The organism is Serratia sp. JSRIV001 (assembly GCF_019968745.1).
GTDB lineage: Bacteria > Pseudomonadota > Gammaproteobacteria > Enterobacterales > Enterobacteriaceae > Chania > Chania fonticola_B.
Genome location: NZ_CP074147.1, coordinates 2,330,016 through 2,355,617, shown reverse-complemented (window position 1 = coordinate 2,355,617; position 25,602 = coordinate 2,330,016). Strand labels below are relative to the sequence as shown.

Here is a 25,602-nt window from a genome sequence, read left to right as displayed (position 1 = left end):
TGTTTCTTAAAGTTTAAGTATTGCTGTCGGTAAATGAGTTTTGTAAGGAAAACTGATGCTCTGGAAAAATACCGCCGACCGCTTTGGTCACGTTTCTGTACTGATCCACTGGCTGGTGGCGCTGACCGTTTACGGCATGTTCGCCCTCGGATTATGGATGGTGACGCTGGGCTACTACGACGTTTGGTATCACCAGGCGCCGGAGATCCACAAAAGTATTGGCACGCTGCTATTTATCGTCATGGTGGTACGAGTGGTTTGGCGTTTTATCTCGCCGCCGCCCAAGCCCCTGGCAAGTTATAGCCGTCTTACGCATATCAGTGCCGTGCTCGCCCATATCGCACTTTATACCGTGCTGTTCGCCATCCTGATCAGCGGCTACCTGATCTCGACCGCCGATGGTCAGGCAATCAGCGTATTTGGCTGGTTTGACGTACCGGCCAGCGTGACCGGTTTGCCACAGCAGGCCGACACCGCCGGGACTATCCACCTTTATCTGGCTTGGGCCGTCGTCGTGCTTTCAGTACTGCACGCCCTGGCCGCGCTTAAACATCACTTTATTGATGGTGATGTGACTTTGAAACGGATGCTGGGACGCAGCACCGATTAACCCTTTGGATTTATGGAGATATTGCTATGTTGAAGAAAACCGTATTAGGCTTGGCCGCGGGTGCCCTGCTGTTAAACGCCGGTTCCGCTCTGGCTGCCAACTATAAAATCGACAAACAAGGCCAGCACGCCTTTATCGAATTCCGCATCCAGCACCTGGGCTACAGCTGGATTTATGGCTCTTTCAAAGATTTTGACGGTGGCTTCACCTTCGATGAAAAAGACCCTGCTAACGACAAAGTCAACGTAACCATCAACACAGCCAGCGTAGACACCAACCACGCCGAGCGTGACAAACACCTGCGCAGCGCCGATTTCTTGAACGTCGAAAAGAACAAGCAGGCTACCTTTACCTCTACCGAAGTGAAAAAAGACGGTGAAGGTTATGCCGTAGTCGGCAACCTGACGTTGAACGGCGTGACCAAGCCGGTCACGCTGGCAGCCAAACTGGTCGGCGAAGGTAAGGATCCTTGGGGCGGTTACCGCGCTGGTTTCGAAGCCAACGGTAAAATCAAGCTGAAAGACTTTGGCATCACCACCGACCTCGGCCCGGCTTCCCAGGAAGTTGAGCTGATCATCTCGGTCGAAGGCGTTCGCGAGAAGTAATACATTCTTTATACAACAAGGGCGCTGAATTTCAGCGCCCTTGTTTCTATTTCTATCCTACGCGCAACACCCTACTCTTTCGGTTCTGGGATATGCATGGTGGTTTGCAACAGCCCTTTGGACTTATTGAAGATTTTTACGCCATTCTCGCGGCCAGCCCGGCGGGCTCGCTGTTCTTCACGCGGTAATTTCAGCTCTTCACGGCAGGTCTCGCTGCAGCAGCCAGCAAACTTCTCGGCACAGCTTGGGCACTGGATAAACAGCAGATGGCAGCCGTCGTTCAGGCAGTTGGTGTGAGTATCACATGGCGCACCGCACTGATGGCAGTTGGCGATCACGTCCTCTGAGATACGTTCCCCCATGCGCTCGTCAAACACAAAGTTCTTGCCGATGAACTTCAGTGGCAACCCCTTCGCCTTCGCCTGGCGGGCATACTCGATAATACCGCCTTCCACGTGATAGACGTTTTTGAAGCCATTATGCAGCATATAGGCGCTGGCTTTCTCACAACGGATCCCACCGGTACAGTACATGACAATATTTTTGTCTTTCTGCTCCTGTAGCATCTCCACCGCCATCGGTAGCTGATCGCGGAACGTGTCGGAAGGCACTTCGATCGCCTTCTCAAAGTGCCCGACCTCGTACTCATAGTGGTTGCGCATATCGACGAACACCGTATTCGGATCGTCGATCATCTGGTTAACGCGATCGGCCTGCAGATACTCACCCACATTGGCAGGGTTGAAGGTCTCATCTTCAATCCCATCGGCCACAATACGTTCACGCACTTTCAGACGCAGTACCCAGAAGGATTTGCCATCGTCTTCCAGCGCAATATTCAGGCGCACCTGGTCCAGAGCCGGGTGCGAAGCAAACAACACGGTTTTGAACGCGTCAAAGTGACTCTGCGGCACGCTGATCTGCGCATTGATGCCCTCTTTGGCCACGTAGATACGGCCAAACACCTTCAGCTTATCGAACTGAATATACAGGCTATCGCGAAATGCTTTGGGGTCGTCAATGGTGAAATATTTATAAAAAGAAACTGTGGTGCGTGGCTCGGTTTCGGCCAGCATACGCGCCTTCAGTTCCTCATTAGAAATTCGGTTATGTAACACTGGCATGGTGTACTTTCCTGTCTTTCGGGAGGTGACTGATTGAGTGCCCACGGGCCGTTAGCCCGCGCGCGGCGCACATCATACCCGAAAATAGGCGGCAACACAGCATTAACCCGGCGGCAATGATTTCCGCACAAAGCTTGACGTTATTGGCAAATACCGATAAGCCTAGTGCAAGTTGTAGCAACGAATTTTGACGGACCATGAGGAAATTATGAGCCAGCTGTTTACTCCGATCACCCTGGGGCTACTGCGGTTGCCTAACCGTATCATTATCGCCCCCATGTGCCAGTACTCTGCCGACAACGGTAAAGCCACCGAATGGCATACGATGCACCTTGGCCATCTGTCTCTTTCCGGGGCGGGTTTGCTGATTGTGGAAGCCACTGCGGTATCACCAGAAGGACGTATTTCTCCGGGGGATCTGGGCCTGTGGGACGACGCTACCGAACAGGCACTTGCCGACGTGGTACAGGCGGTGAAAAAACACGCCACCATGCCTTTGGGGATCCAACTGGGACACGCTGGCCGCAAAGCTTCCTGCGCTCTTCCCTGGCAAGGTGGAGCCCAGTTGGCCAGGAGTGAGGACGGTTGGCAAACGCTCTCTGCCTCTGCCCAGCCCTTTAACCCTCTGGATGAGGCTCCACAGGCCATGAGCCTGGAGCAAATTGAGCAGTTGAAGGCGCAATTTGTTGCAGCGGCACGGCGTGCCGACCGTCTCGGCTTCGATCTGATCGAACTGCACGGGGCACATGGTTACCTGTTGCACCAGTTCCTTTCGCCACTGGCCAATCAGCGCACCGATCAATACGGCGGATGTCTGCAAAATCGGATGCGATTGTTGCTGGAAATTTTCAGCGAGGTGCGGGCGGTGTTCCCCGCCAACAAAGCGCTTGGCGTGCGGATCTCCGCCAGTGACTGGGTTGAAGGCGGCTGGAACGAACAGCAGTCCGTTGAGCTGACCAGCGCTTTAAAGGAATTGGGCTGCGATTACATTCATATTTCCAGCGGCGGCCTGTCGCCGCAGCAAAAAATCCCGGTGGGGCCGAACTACCAGGTCCCCTTTGCCGAAACCATCAAACATAAAGTAGGGATACCAACCATCGCCGTGGGGTTGATCACCGAACCGGAGCAGGCAGAAGCGATCGTCGCCACCGGTCAGGCCGATATGGTCGCGCTAGCGCGCGGTATTCTCTATAACCCACGCTGGCCGTGGCACGCAGCCGCCAAACTGGGGGCCCAAGTGCAGGCTCCGCCGCAGTATTGGCGCTCAGAACCACACCGGGTGAAAGGATTGTTCAAAGACCATTAAAACGGCCTCAAGCGGGTGTCTAGCGCCCGCTTGACCATTCCGTTGCCCCAGAAATAACCGCTCCAGCCAGCAGTCCGCCCCCCGCTACGGCTAGCAAAGGGTTGTACTGCATATAGGCACCAAGACAGCCAAGTAACCCACCGATCACCAATAGCCCAGCGCTTAACCATGATGTCAACATAGTTACCTCCTGAATCAATAAACGGATAAAACACTGCCTGACTTATAGGCCGATTCTTACTTCATTTGGCCAAAAAACCAACAACCGCACCTAATTTAGGCCTAAAAAGGGTGTTTTAATGCGGTGAGTTTTCCTGTTACATAAGAAAAATGTCACAATACGCTACTATAAACGGCAGAAAACCATTGCATAGACCGAGTCGTTCAAGCAACCCGTGGCCAGCAAAAAATTCTGATGGCGACCCACAACAAGACTTATGGCAACTCGACGTGCCTATGCATTTTATCTGTTATTACTGTTAAATGACTGCTTCTAAGCTGAGAACCTATGACGCAAGTTCCTTCTTTCAATCGATCTTTACTGCATCCACGCTACTGGCTTACCTGGTTTGGCATCGCCTTACTCTACCTGCTGGTCCTGCTGCCCTACCCAATCATTTATCGTTTGGGGACCGGATTAGGTCGCTTTTCAATGCGTTTCCTCAAACGCCGGCGAGCGATAACTGAGCGTAATCTGGAGCTGTGCTTTCCGGATATGCCGAGAGCCGAACGTGATGCGTTGATCGCCAAGAACTTCGAATCCGTGGGGATGGGGCTGTTTGAAACCGGCATGGCCTGGTTTTGGCCCAACTGGCGTATCGAGCGCTGGTTCAGCGTCAGCGGCCTGGAGCACATTCAAAAGGCACGGGACAATCATCAAGGGGTGCTGCTGATCGGCCTGCACTTCCTGACGCTGGAGTTGGGTGCTCGTATCTTTGGCATCCACAATCCGGGGATCGGCGTCTACCGTCCACACGACAACAAGCTGATGGACTGGCTACAGACCTGGGGCCGTATGCGCTCGAACAAATCCATGCTGGATCGTAAAGACGTCAAAGGGATGATCCGCGCCCTGAAACAGGGTGAGATCATCTGGTACGCACCGGATCATGACTACGGCCCGCGCAGCAGCGTGTTTGCCCCGCTGTTTGCAGTGGAAAAAGCAGCGACCACCACCGGCAGCTATGTGTTGATACGCATGGGGAAACCGGCGATCATTCCCTTTACGCCACGCCGCCTGCCAGAAGGTAAAGGGTACGAACTCATCATGCAGCCAGCAGTGGAAAATTTCCCGCTGGATAACGAAGTCGAGGCTGCAGCCTTTATGAACAAGGTGGTAGAAAAAGAGATCCTGATGGCGCCGGATCAATATATGTGGCTACACCGCCGCTTCAAGACCCGCCCAGAAGGTGAGCCTTCTCTCTATTAATCGCTACGGGCCGAGATGGCCCGCATGATATTGTCGCTTTCCCAGCAACAGGAGCTTCTATGTATATCGTCAGCCTGACCTACCACCGCCCGATTGAAGAAGTAGAAGGCCATCTTGAAGGGCATATCGCCTGGTTGAAGCACCATTTTCAAGCTGGCAGCTTTATTGCCTCTGGCCGTAAGAACCCACGTACTGGCGGCGTGATCCTGGTAAAAGACATGGAGCGCTCCAAGCTGGATGCCATCCTGGCAGAAGATCCCTTCGTCGCCGTGGCCAATTATGAGGTGACAAACGTCGCTCTCACCACCACCAACGCCGGATTCGAAGCCTTGGCCGGTGTCTGAAACCCTCGTTCCCGCGTTGTCCTGCGCGGGAATAATTGTCATTCCCTGTTTTAAAACTTTATTTCATTTTCACGCAAAATCACACAGTTGCTCAATTGATAACCTGCGTTATTAGGCGCATACTTACCAGGCTAACTTTTTTTGCCTTGCGTAATCGCCAGGCATATCTTCCCCCGCACGGAAACCTATGGCCCCGGCAGCAGAACCTATCAATTGGCAACGTAACCTGTTCATCACCTGGCTGGGCTGCTTTCTGACCGGTGCGGCCTTTAGCCTGATCATGCCGTTCCTGCCGCTTTACGTTGAAGCTCTTGGTGTTACCGGCCATCAGTCGCTGAATATGTGGTCCGGATTGGTATTCAGTATCACTTTCCTGTTCTCCGCTATTGCCTCACCGTTCTGGGGCAGTCTCGCCGATCGCCGTGGGCGTAAGCTGATGTTGCTGCGTTCTGCGCTGGGAATGGGCATTGTAATGGTGCTGATGGGCATGGCGCAGAACATCTGGCAGTTTCTGGCACTGCGCGCGGTGCTGGGGCTGCTCGGCGGCTTTATTCCCAACGCCAATGCGCTGATTGCTACCCAGGTGCCGCGCCATCGCAGCGGCTGGGCGCTGGGCACTCTATCGACCGGCGGCGTCAGTGGCGCCCTGATTGGCCCATTGATTGGCGGTTTGCTGGCTGACCAATATGGCCTGCGCCCCGTGTTCTTCATCACCGCCACGGTGCTGTTTATCTGTTTCCTGCTGACGCTGTTCTGCGTACGAGAACAGTTCACTCCGGTACAGAAAAAAGACATGCTGCATGCGCGCCAGGTGTTTGCCTCGCTCAAAAGCCCCAAGCTGATCCTCAGCCTGTTTGTTACCACCATGATTATCCAGATCGCCACTGGCTCGATTGCCCCAATCCTCACGCTTTACGTGCGCGAACTGGCGGGCAACATCAGTAATCTGGCATTTGTCAGCGGTTTGATCGCTTCGGTACCCGGCGTTGCCGCCTTGATGAGTGCGCCACGGCTGGGCAAACTGGGCGACAGGATCGGCCCAGAGCGGATCCTGGTGTTTATGCTGGTGATTTCCGTGCTGTTGCTGATCCCGATGGCCTTTGTCCAGACACCGTGGCAACTCGGCGTGTTGCGCTTCCTGCTCGGCGCTGCCGATGGCGCACTGTTGCCTGCTGTGCAAACCTTACTCATCTACAACTGTACCAATCAGGTTGCCGGGCGAATATTCAGCTATAACCAATCTTTCCGAGATATCGGCAACGTTAGCGGCCCACTGCTCGGCGCTGCCATTTCTGCCAGCTATGGATTCCGCGCGGTATTCTGCATGACAGCGCTGGTGGTGCTATTTAACGCGTTCTATTCCTGGTGGTGTCTGCAGCGGCGGCCAGCCAGAACGCGTGAAGACACGTTGCAAGAAGAGTAATAGCGCTATTTATCGCCAGTTGTTCTGATAAATATTACCCAAGCCCCGTTTCCCTTACTTTTACTATTGTTACCATCCCGCTTCATCCCGCCCCCAATCTCGAAGAATAATATTATTAACACCTTGTTTTTATACATAAAAATCAAAAACAGAGCAATAAACCACCTGTCAATAAAAATAACGCCACAACCAACATAAAAACCAATAAAGTAGATGTTTGTCGACTTTTCGTCTAAAAAATGGGATACAGGTACTAGACAAAGCCACCATTCAGTTATCAAATGGTTAAATAATATCACGCCAGAAGTAACATTCTGACCAAGTGAATAAAATAGCCTGCAGGGTTTTCAAGCTTAATAGGCACTGCGGCTGAGGTTTTGTCAGGTAATCCGCATCAGCGGGATTACCTCACTTACAGACACAGACATACCACAGTATCTGCTGCCGGCGCGCAGCACATTATATTGGGAAGACTTTATGCAATCCTCTGTTAATCAGAAAGAAAGCCGGACGTTCCTCGGCCATCCATATCCTCTCGGCTCGCTGTTCTTCACTGAAATGTGGGAGCGCTTCTCGTTTTATGGCATTCGTCCGTTACTGATCCTGTTTATGGCCGCCACGGTTTATGACGGCGGCATGGGTTTGGCGCGCGAAAACGCCTCGGCGATCGTTGGTATCTTTGCTGGCAGTATGTACCTGGCGGCACTGCCGGGTGGCTGGTTAGCCGATAACTGGCTCGGCCAGCAAAAAGCCGTTTGGTACGGTTCGATTCTGATCGCTTTAGGCCACCTGTCGATTGCCCTGTCCGCTATTATGGGCAACGACCTGTTCTTCGTCGGCCTGATGTTTATCGTGCTCGGTTCCGGCCTGTTCAAAACCTGTATCTCGGTGATGGTCGGTACCCTGTACAAAAAAGGCGATGCACGCCGTGACGGTGGCTTCTCGCTGTTCTATATGGGTATCAACATGGGCTCCTTTATCGCCCCGCTGATTTCCGGCTGGCTGATCCGCTCACACGGTTGGCACTGGGGCTTTGGCATCGGTGGTATCGGGATGTTGGTGGCCTTGGTGATTTTCCGTGTGTTCGCAGTACCGGCCATGAAGCGCTATGACAGCGAAGTGGGTCTGGACTCAACCTGGAACAGCCCGGTTGCCAAGAAAAATGGCGTGGGTGCCTGGCTGATTGCGCTGGCCGTGGGCGTTGCCGCGATCGTGATTATGATCTCACAAGGTATCATCGTGATTAACCCGGTCGCCGTTGCCAGTATGCTGGTTTACGTCATCGCCGCCTCGGTCACGCTGTACTTTATCTACCTCTTCTTCTTTGCTGGTCTGAGCCGCAAAGAACGTGCGCGTCTGCTGGTCTGTTTTATCCTGCTGATCTCTGCCGCCTTCTTCTGGTCGGCCTTCGAACAGAAACCGACCTCGTTCAACCTGTTTGCTAACGATTACACCAACCGCATGATCGGCGACTTCGAGATCCCGGCGGTATGGTTCCAATCGATTAACGCACTGTTCATTATCCTGTTGGCGCCAATCTTCAGTTGGGCCTGGCCAGCTCTGGCCCGTAACAAAATCCGCCTGAGCAGCATCACCAAATTCGTGATTGGTATTCTGTTTGCCGCCGCAGGCTTTGGCCTGATGATGCTGGCCGCGCAACAAGTGTTGGGCAATGGCGGCGCTGGCGTGTCACCGATGTGGCTGGTGGGCAGTATCCTGATGCTGACGCTGGGTGAGCTTTGCCTGAGCCCGATTGGCCTGGCGACCATGACGCTTCTGGCACCGGATAGAATGCGTGGCCAGATGATGGGCCTGTGGTTCTGTGCCAGCGCGCTGGGCAACCTGGCCGCGGGCTTGATCGGTGGCCACGTGAAAGCGGATCAGTTGGACATGCTGCCAACCCTGTTCGCCCGCTGCTCTATTGCTCTGGTGATCTGTGCCGCCGTGCTTATCCTGCTGATCGTCCCGATCCGCCGCATGCTGGAAAACACCCAGGGCAAAAGCGGTGACAAACCGGTCACGCATGCCTGATAGACACTAAGTAATCAGCCTTTAGCCAGCGCAAAGCGCTGGCTTTTTTATGCCTGCCAGGCACGTGCTTGCAACACCACGCGATAACCATCCAAATCTTCAAACGTTTGTCCATGCACATCCCAATAAGGGTTGTAGGCCTGCACTCGTTCAAAACCACTGGCTAGCATCCGATCGCACCTTCTCTGCCAACATGTTATTTCCGGCACATAAAATACCAACAGGTTGTCCTGTGTCGGTGCGCGTCCAACCAGTACACCACGGTGATGAGTGAATTCCAGATGATAGGCATGGCGCGGATGGCCAAGCATAATGCCATCGAACCCCTGGTGATCTGCAAACTCACCCAGTTGTTCAAACCCGAGCCCCTGGCAATACATTTTGGCAATCGCGGCCAAATGATCGGTGGGCCGGGCGATCCGTAATACCGCGTTGGCAAGCTCCATATTTCCTCCCGTTGGCAAACAGCTAGCCTAAGCCGTTTCATGGCAAAACGGCGTACAGGAAATGCGCTTTGCGGTAGCGGCAAGACATGGCATGCTGCAACAGACACGTCATCAGGATCCAGAGGAGAAACAATGCTGTTTAACGTCGATTTTCTCCCAGAGAATCAGTCTATCGTGCCATTTTCAAAGGACTATCAGGATGGTGATAGCGAACCGGATCACAGCCACAACTGCGCTCAACTGATCCATAGCCTTAGCGGTGTGGTACAGGTGAATACACACGTGGGCAGTTGGGTAGCCCCCCCAGGCCGTGGCGTTTGGTTACCGGCCAAAGTGGAACATAATCTGCGTTTTAGCGGTAACGTGGCGATACGCACGCTGTTCGTCGATCCCCTGGCCCGTGCCGATTTACCTGCTCAGTGCCAGGTTGTGCAGATTTCTCCCTTATTGCGTGAACTGATTATCAGCGCGATGGATATTCAGCCCGGCTACCGGCCCGGCGGACGAGAAGAACGTATTATGGAACTGATCCTCGATGAGTTGCGTATGCTGCCGATCCTGCCCCTACACCTTCCCGAGCCACGCGATGGCGTCTTATTGGCCCTGTGCCAGCACATTCAGCAATCTTTGGCGCTGCCTTGGGAGTTGGAGCTGGCGGCGCAGCACATCAACGTCAGTGGCCGTACGCTGTCCCGTCGCTTCCAACGTGAGACTGGCCTACGCTTTAGCGACTGGGTGCGTCGTGCCCGCCTGCTGGCGGCGCTCAACGCCCTGGCCGCCGGAAGATCGGTGCTGGAGGTGGCTTTGGATCTGGGCTATGACAGCCCCAGCGCATTTAGCGCCATGTTCCGCCGCCTGCTTGGCGTTTCCCCCAGCACCTATTTTGCCCAGGCTCAGCCAGCGATCACGGCAAACAGCGGCCAGCCACGTTGAACAGAGCCTGGAGCGAGGCACTGGCCGAGTCGGCGTCAATCCCTACGCCGTAAATTGCCTCCCCCCTTGCTGGGGTACAACGGATATAGGTTACTGCCCGGCTATGGCTCTGATGCCCCAGGGTGTGTTCATGGTAATCGTCGATAGCCAGCACCAGGCCAAAGCGCTGGCATAACGCATCTACCGCGCTGGACAACAGCCCATTACCGCTGCCTTGCAACTGCATGGGTTCCCCCGCCAGAGCCACCTGCGCCGTAAAGCTGTAAGCCGCCCTACCCTGGCTTTGCGTTTGATAGCTGAGCAGCTGTAAGCGCGGCTGTTCCACCAATCCGTAACTGTTGCGGAACAGTCGCCAGATTTCCGCCACCGTCATCTCCTTGCCGCTTTCATCCGTGGCCTGTTGCACCACTTTGCTGAAATCGATCTGCAAGCCACGTGGCAAACGCAATCCATGATTCTGCTCCAGCAACCACGCGGCACCGCTTTTGCCAGACTGGCTGTTAACGCGGATCACCGCCTCATAGCTGCACCCCACGTCCGCCGGATCGAGCGGCAGATAAGGCACCTGCCATAACCCATCTTCACGCTGCTGTTGGGCGGCAAAGCCTTTCTTGATGGCGTCCTGATGCGAACCCGAGAACGCGGTAAACACCAACTCACCGGCATAAGGATGGCGCGGATGTACCGGTAACTGGTTGCACTGCTCCACCACTTCAACCACTTCCTTCAACCGGCTGAAGTCCAACCCTGGCGCGATGCCCTGGGTGTACAAATTGAGCGCTAACGTCACCAGATCGACATTGCCCGTGCGTTCGCCGTTGCCAAACAGGCAGCCTTCCACTCGGTCAGCCCCCGCCAGCATGGCCAACTCGGCGCAAGCAACACCGGTACCGCGATCGTTATGCGGATGCACGCTGATGGTCACCTGCTTCCGCTGGCTGAAGTGGCGACAGAACCATTCGATCTGGTCGGCATAAATGTTCGGGGTACTCATCTCCACGGTGGCCGGCAGGTTGATAATCATGGGCCGCAGGCGTTCAGGTTGCCACACGTCCGCTACCGCCTCACAGATTTGCAGGGCAAACTCCAGCTCGGTAAAGCAGAAAGTCTCTGGAGAGTACTCGAAGCACCAGTCGGTTTCCGGATGTCGATCGCACCATTGGCGAATACGGCGTGCGCCATTCACCGCCAGCGCCACGGTAGCGGCCTTGTCCTGCTTGAAAACGATATCGCGAAACATCGGGGCGGTGGCGTTATACAGATGCACGATGGCACGTGGAGCCCCTTGTAACGACTCCATCGTGCGATCGATCAGATCGTCTCGTGACTGCGTCAGCACCTGGATTGAGACGTCATCCGGGATCAGCCGTTGCTCGATCAAGTGACGCACAAAGTCAAAATCGGTTTGCGATGCGGAAGGAAAAGCCACCTCGATTTCCTTAAACCCGCAGGCCAGTAACAGTTGGTAGAACTGTAGCTTGCGAGCGTTATCCATCGGCTCGGCCAACGCCTGATTGCCGTCACGCAGATCGCTGGAACACCAGCGCGGTGCCTGCTGCTGGGTACGCCCCGGCCACTGACGATCGGGTAAATCGATGGCCGGGAACGGCCGGTACTTGCTTGCTGGGTTGGCTAACATCCTGATTCTCCTACAGACCAAAGGGTGTAGCCATTATTTCCTGCCCGTAGCCAGGCGTCTCCCGGCTGATGGACAATCATCGTCGCAAAACGGACAACAAAAAATTTGCATCCTGCGACGATGCGACAACAATTAATGCTGATGTTCCCCAAGATGATTGAAAAAGGAGATGAGCATGAGCCTGTATGCCACGCTGGAAGAAGCGATCGAAGCCGCTCGCGAAGAGTTTATCGAAACGGCGGAAGGCGGCGATGATGATGAGCCGCCGGTACCCCAACAGTTTAACCTGCAGAAATACATCATGCTGGATGGCGATACGATGTGGCAGGCCGAGTTTTTCGAAGAGGAAGGTGAGTCTGTCGAATGCATGACGATGCGCAGCGGTGCTGCCGCCCAGGCCATTTTTGACGGTGACTACGACGAAATTGAGATCCGCGCCGAGTGGATCAACGAAAATACGCTGCATGAGTGGGAGGAAGGGGATTTTCAGCTCGATCCTCCGCTGGATACTGAAGAAGGCCAGAGCGCTGCCGACGAATGGGATGAACGTTGAGCCAGTTGGGTGGGCGCCTGGTCGCCCACCCTCGCCTTGACGCCCCTGGCTACGCATTGCATGCTACTACATTCTCCCCCTTGACACAGGCAGGTATCATGCTCATCAGGCAAGCGGTTCCCAGTGATTATCCCGCAATTCTGGCGCTACAGGCGCAAAATACTCCAGAGCAACTTAGCCCCCAGCAGCGGCAACAGGGCTTTATCGTCTCGCAGATGAACGAAAAACAGCTGGCAAGTATCAACAGCGGCCTGGGTATTTTGATCGCTACCGAAGAAGAACAGTTGGCTGGTTTTGTCTGCCTGATGCCAACCGACGCCCAACCCCGACCGCCGGTAGTGGATGCCATGCTGCACACGTTGGCCACACAGCGGTTTCAAAGTCAGGCATTGGATCAACAACGGGTATTTCTGTACGGCCCGGTATGCCTGAGTGCCGATTGGCGGGGAAAAGGCGTGCTACGCCAGTTGTTTACAGCGGTGAAAGCGCAAACTCAGCAGGATTTTGACGTTGGCGCGCTGTTTATTAATGAGGATAACCCGCACTCGCTGGCCGCCCATGTCGCTGGCCTGGGAATGACGTCGTTGACCACTTTCGATTGCAATAACCAAAGCTATCAACTGGTGGTCTTCGCAACCAGAGGCTAGAACCTATTCGTAAGGCCCGTGCTGAGCATCAAACGGCAGCATAAAGGTATCCACCACCAGCGAGAGCGGTACATCAATCACCATAACACTGCGCCAGGGAGTATCACGCAAATCCCATTGCACCCCTGGATAATATTGGTGCCCGTGGCCTGCACCAGGCACCGTACGGCTGATAATGCTACCGCAGCCAGATAATGTCGTCGCCATAGCGGCCAACAGTGCCAGACGGACTAGTGAAGCCATTTTCAACATCCAAACTTTTTTGAGATTGAAACGAAAAAGGGGAACACGCAGTGCGCATTCCCCTTTAATTAATACTAACCGTCAGCGTTGGCCGACGGGGTGAGCCAGTTCATTATGCGGTAATTGCCGATAATGTTCGCGCCAAGCCTCGCCCTGCGGCAGCAGCCAAATGCGCTGATGCAGGCGTGACAACGCCACCGGATCGCTTAGCAGCTCAAGGCGTTTGGCTTTCGCCAACTTCTCTGGCCCTACTTCCAGCGCCTCGTTCACCCGCTCTTCCCGCGTCCGATCGATAATGGCGCGCAGATGGTGACGAGCCGTTGCCAGCGCGGCAGCCAAGGCGTTGTAGGACGGGTCCACCGCAGCATGCATAAAACCGTTGCGCAAGGCACGCTGGCGATTAAGCTGCAGATAGGTGTCTGTGGCAACCAGCTCACGCGGCGGATCGTACTCTTCCGGGATCAGGAACAGCTTGGCTCGCTTGCTCTTGAGACCGAGCGTAGCGCGACTCGACAGCGCCGAAACAAACGGTGACAGGATCAGCGAGAAGACGATCGGTGACAGCCACCACAGGAAGTTCAGATCCAGCAATGCCATGCCGCCACCCCAAACCAGCCCCAGCAACATTTGCGAACCGTGACGCTTGAAGGCTTCGCCCCAAGGGGTGTCATCATCATCACGCTGCGGCGAGTTCCACACCACTTCCCAGCCCAGGAAGGCGCTGACCACAAACACGGTATGGAACAGCATGCGCACCGGCGCCAACAGCACAGAGAACATCACTTCCATCAGCATGGAGATCAGCAGCCGGATCGGCCCGCCGTACTGCTTCGAGCCTTTTGCCCAGACCAGCACGATACTCAGCAACTTCGGTAAGAACAGCAGCACCATGGTGGTAGAGAACAGCGCAATCGCCAACTCTGGCTTCCACTGTGGCCACACCGGGAACAACTGCCGGGGTTGCAGGAAGTATTGTGGCTCCACCAGGGTATGTACTATCTGCAAGGCAGTGGACAGCGCCAGGAACATAAACCACAACGGTGCCGACAGGTAGGACATCACGCCTGTCAGGAACACCGCGCGGTGTACCGGGTGCATGCCTTTTACCAGGAACAGACGGAAGTTCATCAGGTTGCCATGACACCAGCGGCGGTCGCGTTTCAGCTCGTCCAGCAGGTTAGGCGGTAACTCTTCATAACTGCCCGGCAGATCGTAGGCGATCCACACGCCCCAGCCAGCACGACGCATCAGTGCGGCTTCCACAAAGTCATGGGAGAGGATGGAACCGGCAAACGAGCCCTCACCCGGCAACGGTGCCAACGCGCAGTGCTCGATAAAGGGTTTTACCCGGATGATGGCGTTATGACCCCAGTAATGGGATTCGCCCAACTGCCAGAAGTGCAGACCAGCGGTGAACAACGGGCCATAGAGGCGCGTGGCGAACTGCTGCACACGGGCATACAGCGTATCCATGCCTGAGGCTTTTGGCGCAGACTGGATGATACCGGCGTTCGGGTTGGCTTCCATCAAGCGCACCAGACCGGTGAGGCACTCGCCGCTCATCACGCTGTCCGCGTCCAGGATCACCATGTAGCTGTACTCACCGCCCCAACGACGGCAGAAGTCGTCGATGTTGCCGCTCTTGCGTTTCACACGACGGCGGCGACGGCGGTAGAAGATACGGCCGTGGCCCTCAACATCGCGGCACAGTTCCATCCAGGCTTTCTGTTCGGCGACGCAGATATCGGGATCGTAACTGTCGCTCAGCACATAGATATCGAAATGCTCGAGCTGACCCGTCGCCTTCACCGACTCATAGGTTGCCCGTAACCCGGCAAAGACCCGTTCGACATCTTCGTTACAGATCGGCATGATCAACGCGGTACGGTGCGCTGGGTCGATCGGCTCATCACCTTTGATAGTCGAAGAAATGCTGTATTTATCTTTGCCAATCAGCAGTTGCAGGAACCCCATCAGCGCCGTCCAGAAACCGGCAGAGACCCAGCAGAACAGAATGGCAAACAGGATCAGAATACCGGTCTGCAAAAGATAAGGTAATATTTGCAACATCGACTGCATCAGATCCTGATCGAACATGGCGATAGGATCGATCAGCGCCCAGCCCTGATAAGGCAGGATGGTTTTCATGTACCAGGTGGCGATACCGGTTTGCACCAACATCAGGATCAACAGCACGTAACGGCGCATTGAACCAACAATACGCCAGCGGTTTTCCGCCTCGGCTTCTTCTTTGCTGGCATGACGATTGTGCGTCTTACGGCCCAGCAGAGTATCCCAGAAACGCCCCACCGGGTTGGTGCGCCAGGCTTCAGGGAACATGGTGGTCCGTTTTACCGGCGGCGTGGCTTTCAGGATGGTGCGCCCTTCCGGGTCACAATCAAAATCGTCATCATCGACAGCATCCGGCCAAGCCTGGCTGATGCGTGCCTTGACCGAGGCCAAGGCAATGTCATCGGCAGGCAGCGACGCCACATTGACATCAGCGGCTCCCATCTGCCGATGCAAAGCCTCCAGTGCCGGGGTATCACCCGCCATCACTTGTTGTTTGAGCACCCCTGACCGCTCATCGGTCAGGGGCATTGCCGCAAGATATTCCTGGGCAGTTTCAGTAGACTTATTCATTGGCAGGTAGCTGATAGCTCCAGGTTTCCGTCAAGGTCTTGTCACCGTTGACCAACGCAGCACGCATTTCTACCGGCTGTTTCTCGTCTTTCACTTTCAGACGCACCGTCAAACGCCAGCCTTTGGTGACCGGATTATAGCGAACGCTGTTTTCCACCATTTCGCCGTTGTCACCAATGCTGATCTGAGAAGCCACCGGCGTATCGGCATCCAGCGCTTTCAGTGCCGGGCCGACGAAGTCAACCAGGAAGGCCACGCTGCCGTCCGGCTCGCGGATCAGGTTTGACTGCTTCACATCACCGGTTGAACGCATGGTTTTACCCACGTAGCCGATATCCTGTGAATGCAGCTTCTCTTCGTCGCGGGTGAAGTACAGGCGGTAGTTCAAGGCCAACGGCGTTTTTGCATCAGGCAACACGTCCGGCGTCCAGAACGCCACGATGTTATCGTTGGTTTCATCCGCAGTTGGGATCTCTACCAGCTCAACCTTGCCTTTGCCCCAATCGCCGCGCGGCTCAACCCAGGCGCTTGGACGCAGATCGTAACGATCGTCCAGGTCCTGGTAATCACGGAAATCGCGGCCACGCTGCAGCAGACCAAAACCTTTCGGGTTTTCGATGCTGTAAGTGCTGACGGACAGGTGCTTAGGATTGTTCAGCGGACGCCAGATCCACTCGCCGTTACCGGCATGGATAGACAGACCGTTGGAGTCATGCAGCGCCGGGCGGTAATTCAGCGTTGGCGAAGGATTGCTCGGCCCGAACAGGAACATGCTGGTCAACGGTGCCATACCCAACTTGCCCACTTTGTCGCGCAGGAACACTTTGGACTGGACATCTACCGTGGTATCGCGGCCGGGGTAAACCACAAAACGATAAGCGCCGGTAGCACGTGGAGAATCCAGCAAGGCATAAATCACCAGGTGTTTGTCGCCCTGCTTAGGACGTTCGATCCAGAACTCGCGGAAACGCGGGAACTCTTCGCCAGATGGCAAGGCGGTATCAATCGCCAGCCCACGGGCAGAAAGCCCATAAACCTGCCCTTTACCCACTACGCGGAAATAGCTGGCGCCCAGCATGCTCATGATTTCGTCGTTCTTATCCGCACTGTTGACCGGATAGAGCACTTTAAACCCGGCGAAACCGAGCTTCTTCACCGAGTCGGGATCGTGCTTGACGGGGCCAAAGTTGAAATAGTCCGGGCTGTATTTGATCTCTTTGACGCTGGTGGCCGTGACCTCATTGATGGTAACCGGCGTGTCGAAGTACATCCCTTGATGGTAGAACTCAAGCTTGAAAGGGGTTTTCAGCTTACTCCACACGGCTTTATCGTGATTGAACTGGATCTGCTGATAGTCCGCGAACTTCATATCGCGAAACTGAGAAGGAAGGTTGCTCCTCGGGGCTTCAAAGCCTTTTCCTGCCAGATCCTGTGCCTGTTTGGCCACATCGTCGATAGAAAAAGCCCAAGCCTGCGAACTCAACAACGTGCATAAAACGGTAGCACCTAACCAACGTACGCTCGTGGCGCGTGGTTTTTTTGATAATAGATTTACTAGCACATCCCCCCCTATTCGTGTGCTCAAAATATTCAAAATCCATATTAATGGATTATTCTGCTCGCCGACAACATGATAAACGTGAGCTGATGTTTACGGCCTAGAGTTTAAGCAGTTGTGCAGCGTAGCAAGCCGTGCTCCAAGACGCTATGGAAAAATGTCGGTCGCTATAGTAGGGTTTGAGTTTGCGATTACCCCATTGCCGACTTATTAAGCGGGTTTACACTCCCCTGATGCAACCACCAGCGGTAACCTATGACTAACAGCACTAACCAGCGCGAGTTTTTCCTGGATTCGATCCGGGCCTATTTGATGCTGCTGGGCATTCCTTTTCATCTTTCTCTGATTTACTCCAGCCACTCGTGGGCGGTAAACAGCGCGGCCCCGTCGTTTTCGCTGACGGTGCTGAACGACTTTATTCACGCCTTTCGCATGCAGGTGTTCTTCATTATCTCCGGCTACTTCTCCTACATGCTGTACGAACGCTATGACAGCCACCGCTGGTTGAAGGTACGCCTGGAGCGGGTTGCCATTCCGCTGTTGAGCTCTATCCCATTGATTACCCTGCCACAGTTTTTTTTACTCAAGAACTACACCGATAAATTAACCGGTTGGGATGATTTTACCCCTTATCAAAAAATAAACGTGGCGGTTTGGGAGTTGGTCTCCCATCTGTGGTTTTTATTAACCTTGTGCTTATTGACCTGCGCCTGTTTTTATCTGTTTAAAAAAATTAAGGCGATAAAAACGCCGATGGCACCGCGGCCAATAAATAAAATGACCACTCTCAGCAATATCTCATTGTGGTTTTTATTGTATGCCTTTATATACGGCGTGTTTCATCGCATTATTTTAATCACCGCCCCGCATCTACTGTCTAACGGTCTGTTCAACTTCGTGGTGATGGAAACCCTGTTCTACCTGCCGTTCTTCATTGTGGGTGCCTATGCGTTTAAGTACTCATGGCTGAAAGCGGTGTTCCTCAAACCCTCGTGGCCAGCCGTACTGGGCTCACTGCTGCTGTTGGTAGCCTACATGCTCAACCAGAAACTGCTGGCGCACAGCAGCTTCGGGTTTGAACTGGAGATCATGATCAAAGCCGTGCTCGGGGTCCTGATGGCCAACGTGGTGTTCGCATTTGGCCATGCGCTGCTCGATTTCCATTCGCCCCGCATTACCTATCTGGTCAACGCTTCGCTGTTTATCTATCTGGTTCACCATCCGCTGACGCTGATATACGGCTCCTTCGTGACTCCGCTGATCGATAATAATCTGCTGGGTTTCCTGCTGGGTCTGGTGTTCGTCTTTGCTTGCGCCTTCCTGTTATATGAATTGCACAAGCGCATCCCGCTGTTACGCTTCCTGTTCTCTGGTAAAGCCTAACCTCCTGTGTAAGGGCGTTGCTTGCAGCGCCCTGCAAACATAATGTGGCCCTCTCAAGGAGACCGCATGCTGCGCCCGCTTAGCTATAATTGATCGGTGGTCAGGCACATAGTGCTCAACCTATCACGACCCGTTGATGCAAAGTTGTGCTGGAGCATATTGCGGTGAGTTGTTATAACTACCGTGCATAAGAAAAAATCCACATCCCTGCCTTACGGTAGCGATTGGGCTCACGAACCCTAAGGGATGGCGCATCACCATCGCGTGCGCCGGTAACATTTCCCTTCCGTCACGACAGAGAGGATTTTTAATGACCGATAAACCGACCGCGGCAACCGAAGCCGTAGCAGAAAACGCCACACTACTGAAAATCTTGGGTAGACTGCTGTCCGCACTGGATTCTTCCATCAGTGGCAAAGATCGCAGCGTATTGGTCACCGAGCTTTCCAGCCTCAACCTGGACGGGATCTCTGAGGCCGAAAGGAAACTGGCAGCCGAATTAATCAAGCGTGCTCTGCAATCACTCGATCACTAACCTCACGCCTGCAAACCATTAAGCCTCCTGCTGGGGGGTTAATGGTTTTTCATCAATAACCTGTTTCCTACCGTCCTCAATGAGCTGATAAATAGGCACAAAAACCGCAATACCCACCTTTCACCTCTCTTTTCATCAAAATTTGCGGCAAGTAGCCATAATGACACCGTTTTTTTGGCAATCAGCCTTGGCGTTGCACAGGACAAACAGGCTATTATGATGCGGTGTCTTTGCTTTGGCGCCCCCCCTTTCAGCTCAACTCGCAGGAGAACATTATTTTGGATGCCAGCACGATCAATAGCTTGTTCATCATCGGTGCCGTGTTGGTGGGAGCAAGTATTCTGCTCAGTTCTTTCTCTTCACGCCTGGGTATTCCCATTCTGGTGATCTTCCTGGCGATAGGCATGCTGGCCGGTGTTGACGGCCCTGGAGGCATCGCCTTCGATAACTATCCCGTCGCTTATCTGGTCAGTAACCTGGCTCTGGCCGTGATCCTGCTCGACGGCGGTATGCGTACTCGCGTCAGCTCCTTTCGTGTCGCGCTGTGGCCAGCATTGTCACTGGCTACCATCGGCGTACTGATCACCGCCGGTCTGACGGGCCTGGCCGCCGCCTGGCTGTTTAACCTCGATTTGATCCAGGGGCTACTGATCGGTGCCATTATTGGATCGACCGATGCGGCTGCGGTGTTCTCACTGTTGGGTGGCAAAGGCCTGAACGAGCGTGTCAGCGCGACGCTGGAAATTGAGTCCGGCAGCAACGACCCGATGGCGGTGTTTTTAACCATCACCCTGATTGCCATGATTTCCGCTGGCGAAACCTCGCTAAGCTGGATGTTCATCGTCCATCTCTTGCAGCAGTTCGGCATGGGCATCGTACTCGGCCTGGGCGGAGGCTGGTTGCTGATAACGCTAATCAATCACATCAAGCTGGCGGAAGGGTTGTATCCGCTGCTGGCGGTAAGCGGCGGCATCTTGATCTTTGCATTAACCACGGCCCTGGATGGCAGCGGCATTCTGGCGGTCTATCTGTGCGGCCTGCTGCTGGGTAACCGCCCAATCCGTAACTACCACGGCATTGTGCAAACCTTCGACGGCCTGGCCTGGCTGAGCCAGATCGGCATGTTCCTGGTGCTCGGCCTGTTGCTTAACCCGCACGACCTGTTGCCTATCGCCATCCCTGCCCTGCTGCTCTCGCTGTGGATGATCCTGTTTGCCCGCCCGATATCGGTGTTTATCGGCCTGCTGCCGTTTCGCAACTTCAACCTGCGCGAACGCATGTTTATCTCCTGGGTGGGTTTACGCGGCGCGGTGCCGGTGATCCTGGCGGTGTTTCCGATGATGGCCGGGCTACCCAATGCCAATCTGTTCTTTAACGTCGCGTTCTTTGTGGTGTTGGTTTCACTGCTGTTGCAGGGCACTTCGCTGTCCTTTGCCGCCAAAAAGGCCAAGGTGGTGGTGCCACCGGCATTAGCCCCGATCTCCCGCGTGGGGCTGGATGTTCATCAGGAAAACCAATGGGAGCAGTTTGTCTATCAGCTAAGCGCAGAAAATTGGTGCGTTGGCGCGGCGCTACGCGAACTCAAGATGCCACCGGGAACGCACATTGCCGCGCTGTTCCGTGGCAAAGAACTGTTACACCCTAGCGGCAGCACCCGCTTGCTGGAAGGCGATACCCTGTGCGTTATTGGCCATGAACACGATTTGCCTGCATTGGGTAAACTGTTCAGCCAGGCACCAACGGTTACGCTGGATGAGCGGTTCTTCGGTGATTTCATTCTGCAATCTGATGCGCGCCTGAGTGATATCTCTCAGGTCTACGGCCTGAATCTGCAAGACGGTGTGGACGATCAGCAAACGCTCGGCCAGTTCGTTAGCCGGTTAATCGGGGGCGAAGCCGTGGTGGGGGATCAGGTGGAATGGGATGGTTTGACCTGGACTATCGCGGAGATGGATGCTAATCAAATCAGCAAGATAGGCGTCAAGATCGTCACCGATTAACCCGTTAATCGCCATTAACCATTCCCTTGCGGGAACTAATCCGGCCCGGAAAACTCTTAATGACAGTCATTAATGCCCGCCCCAGCGTTGAGGTGGGCCGTTTGCGGCACATCAACCGTCGGATAAGATCTTGAGCAGCAAAACGAAGTTCTTTTCAGCCTTGACCGTCATCGCTTTAAGCGTTGCCTTGCTGGATTTGGGTATCGCCGATTTGGTCCATCGAATACTACTTGGATGATGTAACCTGATGCAAAAACAACAAGAGAAAGATTTACTGGGAAAAGTGCTGCTGACCGTTTCTGCCCTGTGCCTCGTTACCGTGGCCGGGCTGTTGATCTGGGGTTTTGTGCTGGATTGAGGCTATGTCTGGCGGGCGGGCATAAAAAAACCGCCGCAGCGGTTTTTTTGGCAATTCAATCAGATTTTGCAGCCTTCGCAGTCTTCTTCATCCTCAAGAATTTCAGGAACTTCCCTAGCCTTCTGCGCCGCATTTTTTTCCGCTTTGGCTAATTCATCATCAATGTCAAAATCAAAAATATCATCACTCATCGCTATTTCCTAAGAATAGTCTCATGCCAACGGCTATTATAGCCAACCTCGACACCGGTGCAACCTATTCAGCTCAGCGCGGCTTGTGGCACTGACGGGGTAGCTAATTTTTTGGCATAAGCCAGATCGTAAACGTCATAGAAATCAATCTCGCCCTTGTTGGCGATGATTTCCTGCATACGGGTTTTCAACACCGAGCTTACCGTAGGTTCGTTCAACAGTGCCTGAATAGCCTGCGGCGACAGTGCGCGCGTAAAGTACCATTCCCCATTGTAACAAACTCGCAGATCCAGTACGCCGATGTCCTCAAAGCGGTAAACCGGCTTGATTTCTATCAGCAGCATGGCAAACATAAACAGCACAAAGGCAGTAAAACCCAGGAACGAATACAGCCCCATGTAGGGCACCGGGTACATCACCGCGATCACCGCAAAATAGCCAGCGAACATGGCAAAACACAGCCAGCGATGGGTACGTGCAAACTCGCTGTTGAAGCGCGGCTTACCATCACGCCCTTCCCGCCGGTTAATCTGTTCTATCTCCGCAACCAGGATGTTCTTAATTGTATCCATCGCCATACCTTAATGCCTCAGCGCATCGTGACTATCACCAATCTCAGCCCAAGCTATCACAATGACAGTTTATTGAGGTAGATCAATTCCTGCATTATTCGCCGCAAACTGTTATAGGATCAGCGTGACTGTGATGCCCTTCCCTGCCCCTGCGCGACCATAAACATACGCTGTGCAACATCATCCGCCTGCTTGATTTTACGTTTCTGCGGTTCGTCACAGCGATGTGCAGCACGTACATAGGCGATTTCATGTGCCTGATCGATCATCGAAATCACCTTGTCGCACGCTGTTTTATCCATATTACCCAAAATGGTGGTGATGATTGCCTGGTAGGCATTGGAGGCCGCAGTGAGTGCCTGTTCACGGGCTTCCAATGCCTCTATACGCTGCAAAAGCACTTGAAGCAGTTCGGTATCAGACATATCCACCTCCACTCACCAGGCAACGCTGCCTGTAATAAGTGTAGCAAGGGTTGCGCTATCATGATGGGTTTCAATATGTTGCTACTGGGATAGAATAGCGGCACATCCTTTGGGACCTTCAATACCTATAACAAGGAGCATCACATGCCATCAAAACGTTATCGTTCTATCCCGTTGCTTGCCGCGCTGTTGCTTTGCGCCTGCTCCGCCTCACAAAGTAGCGTTGAAAGACACGCTCGCCATGCCACCTTCCAGTTGGCGGAGGCGCATTTCGGCCCTGATACGCGCACCGATATCTCAAAATCGACGAAAGCCGCCATCCCATTCTTTGAGCAGTTTTACCAGGCAGGAAAAAAAGATCGCCAGGATGGACTGACCCGCGAAAAGGCACAGCAAAGGGTGAATGAGTTCCGCAACCCTGATTTTTTACCTGAATCAGAGCAAAAGGCGACGATGTATAATCAATCCTATACGGCTGACTCGCCGAAAAAACAGCGCGAGATCCTGATCGAAAATGCTATCGCCACTTACTGGGATGGCTATGACGGCAAGCCTTAACCAGACGACCAGCTAACAGCACCGCCTCTGCTCTTGCGTCTGTGTGGGGGCCTTAACTCTGTATCATTCCTGTACTGTTCGGGGACATCGTAGACAGGTGTTCGGGGACATACTGAACACTTTTCAACCCCCTTTATTGATGAAAATCCACCCAGCCCTCAAACTTTCCTGCCGTAAAAGTCACTGAAAAACATAACATTTTTTACTCGGTTTGATTCAAGCTCCAGATAACGCTAAGCTATATGACAAGAAAAACTAATCCTAAGGATGACTTTTTTTGTTTAAAACCCTAATTATTGTGATGAGACTCTCAGAAAAAAACCACGAGGACGATCTGCAAAACAGAGGTAACATTAGCCTGACTGATATCTTGACCAATAAAAATGAGCGGGCCGACGAACTCGCCGACGATCAATTTTGCATGGGATGATTTATGAAGCTAAGAAAAAAAAAGCATAAACCACTACAGATTAATGACATCACTATTATTGATGACAGCAAGTTAAAGAAAGCCATTACCGCCGCCGCATTAGGCAACGCCATGGAATGGTTTGACTTCGGTGTTTACGGCTTTGTCGCCTACGCACTTGGCCAGGTGTTCTTCCCTGGCGCCTCGCCTGGCGTGCAGATGATTGCCGCTCTGGCCACCTTCTCGGTTCCTTTCCTGGTACGTCCTTTGGGCGGTGTCTTCTTCGGTGCCATGGGCGATAAATTCGGCCGCCAGAAAGTGTTATCCGTTACCATCATTATCATGGCGATCAGTACCTTCTGTATCGGCCTGATCCCGTCTCACGCCTCGATTGGCATCTGGGCCCCTATCCTGCTGTTGCTGGCCAAACTGGCACAGGGCTTCTCCGTCGGTGGGGAGTATTCTGGCGCAGCCATCTTTGTGGCCGAGTATTCACCGGACCGTAAACGCGGATTTATGGGTAGTTGGCTCGACTTTGGCTCCATCGCCGGCTTCGTATTAGGGGCAGGTGTGGTGGTACTTATCTCCAGCATCGTGGGTGAGGCCAACTTCCTCGACTGGGGCTGGCGTATTCCGTTCTTCCTGGCAGCACCGCTGGGTATCATTGGCCTGTATTTGCGCCACGCCCTGGAAGAAACGCCAGCGTTCCAGCAGCATATGGACAAAATGGAACAGAACGATCGTGCGGCAATTGAGAACCCGCCGAAAACCTCGTTCAAAGAGATCGCTACCAAGCACTGGAGAAGCCTGCTGGTGTGCGTAGGTATCGTGATCTCGACCAACGTAACCTACTACATGCTGCTGACCTACATGCCGAGCTACCTGTCGCATAACCTGCACTATTCTGAAGACCATGGCGTGCTGATTATCATTGCCATCATGCTAGGTATGTTGTTCGTCCAGCCACTGGTCGGCATGACCAGCGACCGCATTGGCCGTAGACCCTTCATCATTGGCGGTAGCCTCGGTCTGCTGGTGCTGGCCATCCCTAGCTTTATCTTGATCAACAGTAACGTTATTGGCCTGATTTTTGTAGGCCTGCTGATACTGGCCGTGTTGCTCAACTCCTTTATCGGGGTAATGGCCTCCATTCTGCCTGCGATGTTCCCTACCCACATCCGTTACAGCGCGCTGGCGATTTCATTCAATATCTCGGTACTGGTTGCGGGTGTCACACCAACGCTGGCCGCCTGGCTGGTCGAAACCACCGGTAACCTGTATATGCCAGCCTATTATCTGATGGTGGTAGCAGCGATTGGTCTGGTTACCGGCCTGTATATGAAAGAAACGGCCAACAAGCCGCTGCGCGGTGCTGCTCCTGCCGCCTCTGACCGCTCAGAAGCCAAAGAGCTGCTGCAGGAAACTTACGATAATATCGAGCAGAAAGTCGAAGATATCAGCCAGCAAATCGCCGATTTGGAGAAGAAAAAGCAAACGCTGATCGACCAGCATCCAAAACTGGATTAATTCTCCACGGTGAACAAACAGGCCAGAGCTCGTTAGCATAACGACTCTGGCCTTTTTATTACTCTCAATGGGCGCTGCATGAAGCCGGTCAAGATGTTGCCAGCGGCCTC

25 protein-coding genes are annotated in these 25,602 nt (G+C 53.9%); 15 read left to right on the top strand and 10 right to left on the bottom strand.

Features of this window, described 5'->3' with window-relative positions:
* Positions 1-55: 55 nt before the first annotated feature.
* A complete protein-coding gene (locus KGP17_RS10640; protein WP_021804727.1) occupies positions 56-610 on the top strand; it encodes a cytochrome b in 555 nt (184 codons plus the stop codon).
* Between the two features lie 26 nt (positions 611-636).
* The gene (locus KGP17_RS10635) at positions 637-1,215 is read left to right on the top strand and encodes a YceI family protein (RefSeq protein WP_021804728.1); all 579 of its coding nucleotides are present in this window, start codon (positions 637-639) and stop codon (positions 1,213-1,215) included.
* 71 nt (positions 1,216-1,286) lie between these two features.
* On the opposite strand, the gene KGP17_RS10630 is transcribed toward KGP17_RS10635, so the two are convergent.
* Positions 1,287-2,339 carry a rhodanese-related sulfurtransferase gene (locus KGP17_RS10630; RefSeq protein ID WP_021804729.1) on the bottom strand — a complete coding sequence of 351 codons (1,053 nt, stop codon included), beginning with the start codon at positions 2,337-2,339 and terminating at the stop codon, positions 1,287-1,289.
* Positions 2,340-2,547: 208 nt separating this feature from the next.
* Between KGP17_RS10630 and KGP17_RS10625 the strand changes: the two genes are divergently transcribed.
* On the top strand, positions 2,548-3,645 hold the full coding sequence (locus tag KGP17_RS10625; protein ID WP_223499278.1) for an NADH:flavin oxidoreductase/NADH oxidase: 1,098 nt from the start codon (positions 2,548-2,550) through the stop codon (positions 3,643-3,645).
* A 19-nt stretch (positions 3,646-3,664) separates the two neighbouring features.
* Here KGP17_RS10625 and KGP17_RS10620 read toward each other — a convergent pair whose 3' ends face one another.
* Entirely contained in the window at positions 3,665-3,826 is a 162-nt protein-coding gene (locus KGP17_RS10620) for a hypothetical protein (RefSeq protein WP_059200549.1), read from the bottom strand.
* A 327-nt stretch (positions 3,827-4,153) separates the two neighbouring features.
* On the opposite strand from KGP17_RS10620, the gene KGP17_RS10615 reads away from it, so the two are divergent.
* The 4 genes from KGP17_RS10615 to KGP17_RS10600 all read left to right on the top strand — a co-directional run bounded on the left by KGP17_RS10615 (position 4,154) and on the right by KGP17_RS10600 (position 8,872).
* Positions 4,154-5,074: a Kdo(2)-lipid IV(A) acyltransferase gene (locus KGP17_RS10615; protein WP_024486561.1), complete on the top strand. Its 921-nt coding sequence runs from the start codon at positions 4,154-4,156 to the stop codon at positions 5,072-5,074.
* A 59-nt stretch (positions 5,075-5,133) separates the two neighbouring features.
* Complete coding sequence (locus tag KGP17_RS10610; protein WP_021804733.1) at positions 5,134-5,418, top strand: YciI family protein; 285 nt, start codon at positions 5,134-5,136, stop codon at positions 5,416-5,418.
* A 187-nt stretch (positions 5,419-5,605) separates the two neighbouring features.
* Positions 5,606-6,841 (top strand): multidrug efflux MFS transporter MdtG, encoded by a 1,236-nt coding sequence (mdtG, locus tag KGP17_RS10605; RefSeq protein WP_209522166.1) that lies wholly within the window; start codon positions 5,606-5,608, stop codon positions 6,839-6,841.
* A gap of 477 nt (positions 6,842-7,318) precedes the next feature.
* Complete coding sequence (locus KGP17_RS10600; protein WP_037374874.1) at positions 7,319-8,872, top strand: peptide MFS transporter; 1,554 nt, start codon at positions 7,319-7,321, stop codon at positions 8,870-8,872.
* A gap of 47 nt (positions 8,873-8,919) precedes the next feature.
* On the opposite strand, the gene KGP17_RS10595 is transcribed toward KGP17_RS10600, so the two are convergent.
* Positions 8,920-9,318, bottom strand: coding sequence for a VOC family protein (locus tag KGP17_RS10595; RefSeq protein ID WP_037374876.1), 399 nt, complete (start codon positions 9,316-9,318; stop codon positions 8,920-8,922).
* Between the two features lie 132 nt (positions 9,319-9,450).
* On the opposite strand from KGP17_RS10595, the gene KGP17_RS10590 reads away from it, so the two are divergent.
* Positions 9,451-10,251, top strand: coding sequence for a helix-turn-helix transcriptional regulator (locus tag KGP17_RS10590; protein ID WP_223499277.1), 801 nt, complete (start codon positions 9,451-9,453; stop codon positions 10,249-10,251).
* Here KGP17_RS10590 and leuA read toward each other — a convergent pair.
* Entirely contained in the window at positions 10,223-11,890 is a 1,668-nt protein-coding gene (leuA, locus tag KGP17_RS10585) for a 2-isopropylmalate synthase (RefSeq protein ID WP_223499276.1), read from the bottom strand. The genes KGP17_RS10590 and leuA overlap by 29 nt on opposite strands.
* Positions 11,891-12,065: 175 nt before the next feature.
* Between leuA and KGP17_RS10580 the strand changes: the two genes are divergently transcribed.
* The gene (locus tag KGP17_RS10580) at positions 12,066-12,443 is read left to right on the top strand and encodes a MysB family protein (protein ID WP_021804739.1); all 378 of its coding nucleotides are present in this window, start codon (positions 12,066-12,068) and stop codon (positions 12,441-12,443) included.
* Between the two features lie 98 nt (positions 12,444-12,541).
* Positions 12,542-13,090, top strand: a complete 549-nt coding sequence (locus KGP17_RS10575) for a GNAT family N-acetyltransferase (RefSeq protein WP_223499275.1) — start codon at positions 12,542-12,544, stop codon at positions 13,088-13,090.
* Between the two features lie 3 nt (positions 13,091-13,093).
* Here KGP17_RS10575 and KGP17_RS10570 read toward each other — a convergent pair whose 3' ends face one another.
* From KGP17_RS10570 to KGP17_RS10560, 3 genes are all read right to left on the bottom strand, one after another.
* The gene (locus KGP17_RS10570) at positions 13,094-13,333 is read right to left on the bottom strand and encodes a YceK/YidQ family lipoprotein (RefSeq protein WP_021804741.1); all 240 of its coding nucleotides are present in this window, start codon (positions 13,331-13,333) and stop codon (positions 13,094-13,096) included.
* An 81-nt stretch (positions 13,334-13,414) separates the two neighbouring features.
* Positions 13,415-15,976 carry a glucans biosynthesis glucosyltransferase MdoH gene (gene mdoH / locus KGP17_RS10565; RefSeq protein ID WP_037374880.1) on the bottom strand — a complete coding sequence of 854 codons (2,562 nt, stop codon included), beginning with the start codon at positions 15,974-15,976 and terminating at the stop codon, positions 13,415-13,417.
* Entirely contained in the window at positions 15,969-17,537 is a 1,569-nt protein-coding gene (locus KGP17_RS10560) for a glucan biosynthesis protein G (protein WP_223499274.1), read from the bottom strand. The genes mdoH and KGP17_RS10560 overlap by 8 nt, the downstream gene beginning before the upstream one ends.
* Positions 17,538-17,789: 252 nt before the next feature.
* Between KGP17_RS10560 and mdoC the strand changes: the two genes are divergently transcribed.
* From mdoC to KGP17_RS10545, 3 genes are all read left to right on the top strand, one after another.
* A complete protein-coding gene (gene mdoC, locus KGP17_RS10555; RefSeq protein WP_223499273.1) occupies positions 17,790-18,917 on the top strand; it encodes a glucans biosynthesis protein MdoC in 1,128 nt (375 codons plus the stop codon).
* Positions 18,918-19,227: 310 nt separating this feature from the next.
* On the top strand, positions 19,228-19,452 hold the full coding sequence (locus tag KGP17_RS10550) for a hypothetical protein (protein ID WP_021178338.1): 225 nt from the start codon (positions 19,228-19,230) through the stop codon (positions 19,450-19,452).
* Between the two features lie 278 nt (positions 19,453-19,730).
* Entirely contained in the window at positions 19,731-21,452 is a 1,722-nt protein-coding gene (locus KGP17_RS10545) for a potassium/proton antiporter (protein ID WP_021804745.1), read from the top strand.
* Positions 21,453-21,869: 417 nt separating this feature from the next.
* On the opposite strand, the gene KGP17_RS27910 is transcribed toward KGP17_RS10545, so the two are convergent.
* From KGP17_RS27910 to KGP17_RS10535, 3 genes are all read right to left on the bottom strand, one after another.
* Positions 21,870-22,001: a hypothetical protein gene (locus tag KGP17_RS27910; RefSeq protein ID WP_021178340.1), complete on the bottom strand. Its 132-nt coding sequence runs from the start codon at positions 21,999-22,001 to the stop codon at positions 21,870-21,872.
* A 68-nt stretch (positions 22,002-22,069) separates the two neighbouring features.
* Positions 22,070-22,573, bottom strand: a complete 504-nt coding sequence (locus KGP17_RS10540) for a YlaC family protein (protein ID WP_223499272.1) — start codon at positions 22,571-22,573, stop codon at positions 22,070-22,072.
* A 119-nt stretch (positions 22,574-22,692) separates the two neighbouring features.
* Positions 22,693-22,998, bottom strand: coding sequence for a hypothetical protein (locus KGP17_RS10535; RefSeq protein ID WP_021804748.1), 306 nt, complete (start codon positions 22,996-22,998; stop codon positions 22,693-22,695).
* Positions 22,999-23,142: 144 nt separating this feature from the next.
* On the opposite strand from KGP17_RS10535, the gene KGP17_RS10530 reads away from it, so the two are divergent.
* Both KGP17_RS10530 and proP read left to right on the top strand, forming a co-directional pair.
* A complete protein-coding gene (locus KGP17_RS10530) occupies positions 23,143-23,556 on the top strand; it encodes an Exc2 family lipoprotein (protein ID WP_094982293.1) in 414 nt (137 codons plus the stop codon).
* Between the two features lie 433 nt (positions 23,557-23,989).
* The gene (gene proP, locus KGP17_RS10525; RefSeq protein ID WP_059200539.1) at positions 23,990-25,492 is read left to right on the top strand and encodes a glycine betaine/L-proline transporter ProP; all 1,503 of its coding nucleotides are present in this window, start codon (positions 23,990-23,992) and stop codon (positions 25,490-25,492) included.
* Positions 25,493-25,602: the final 110 nt, after the last annotated feature.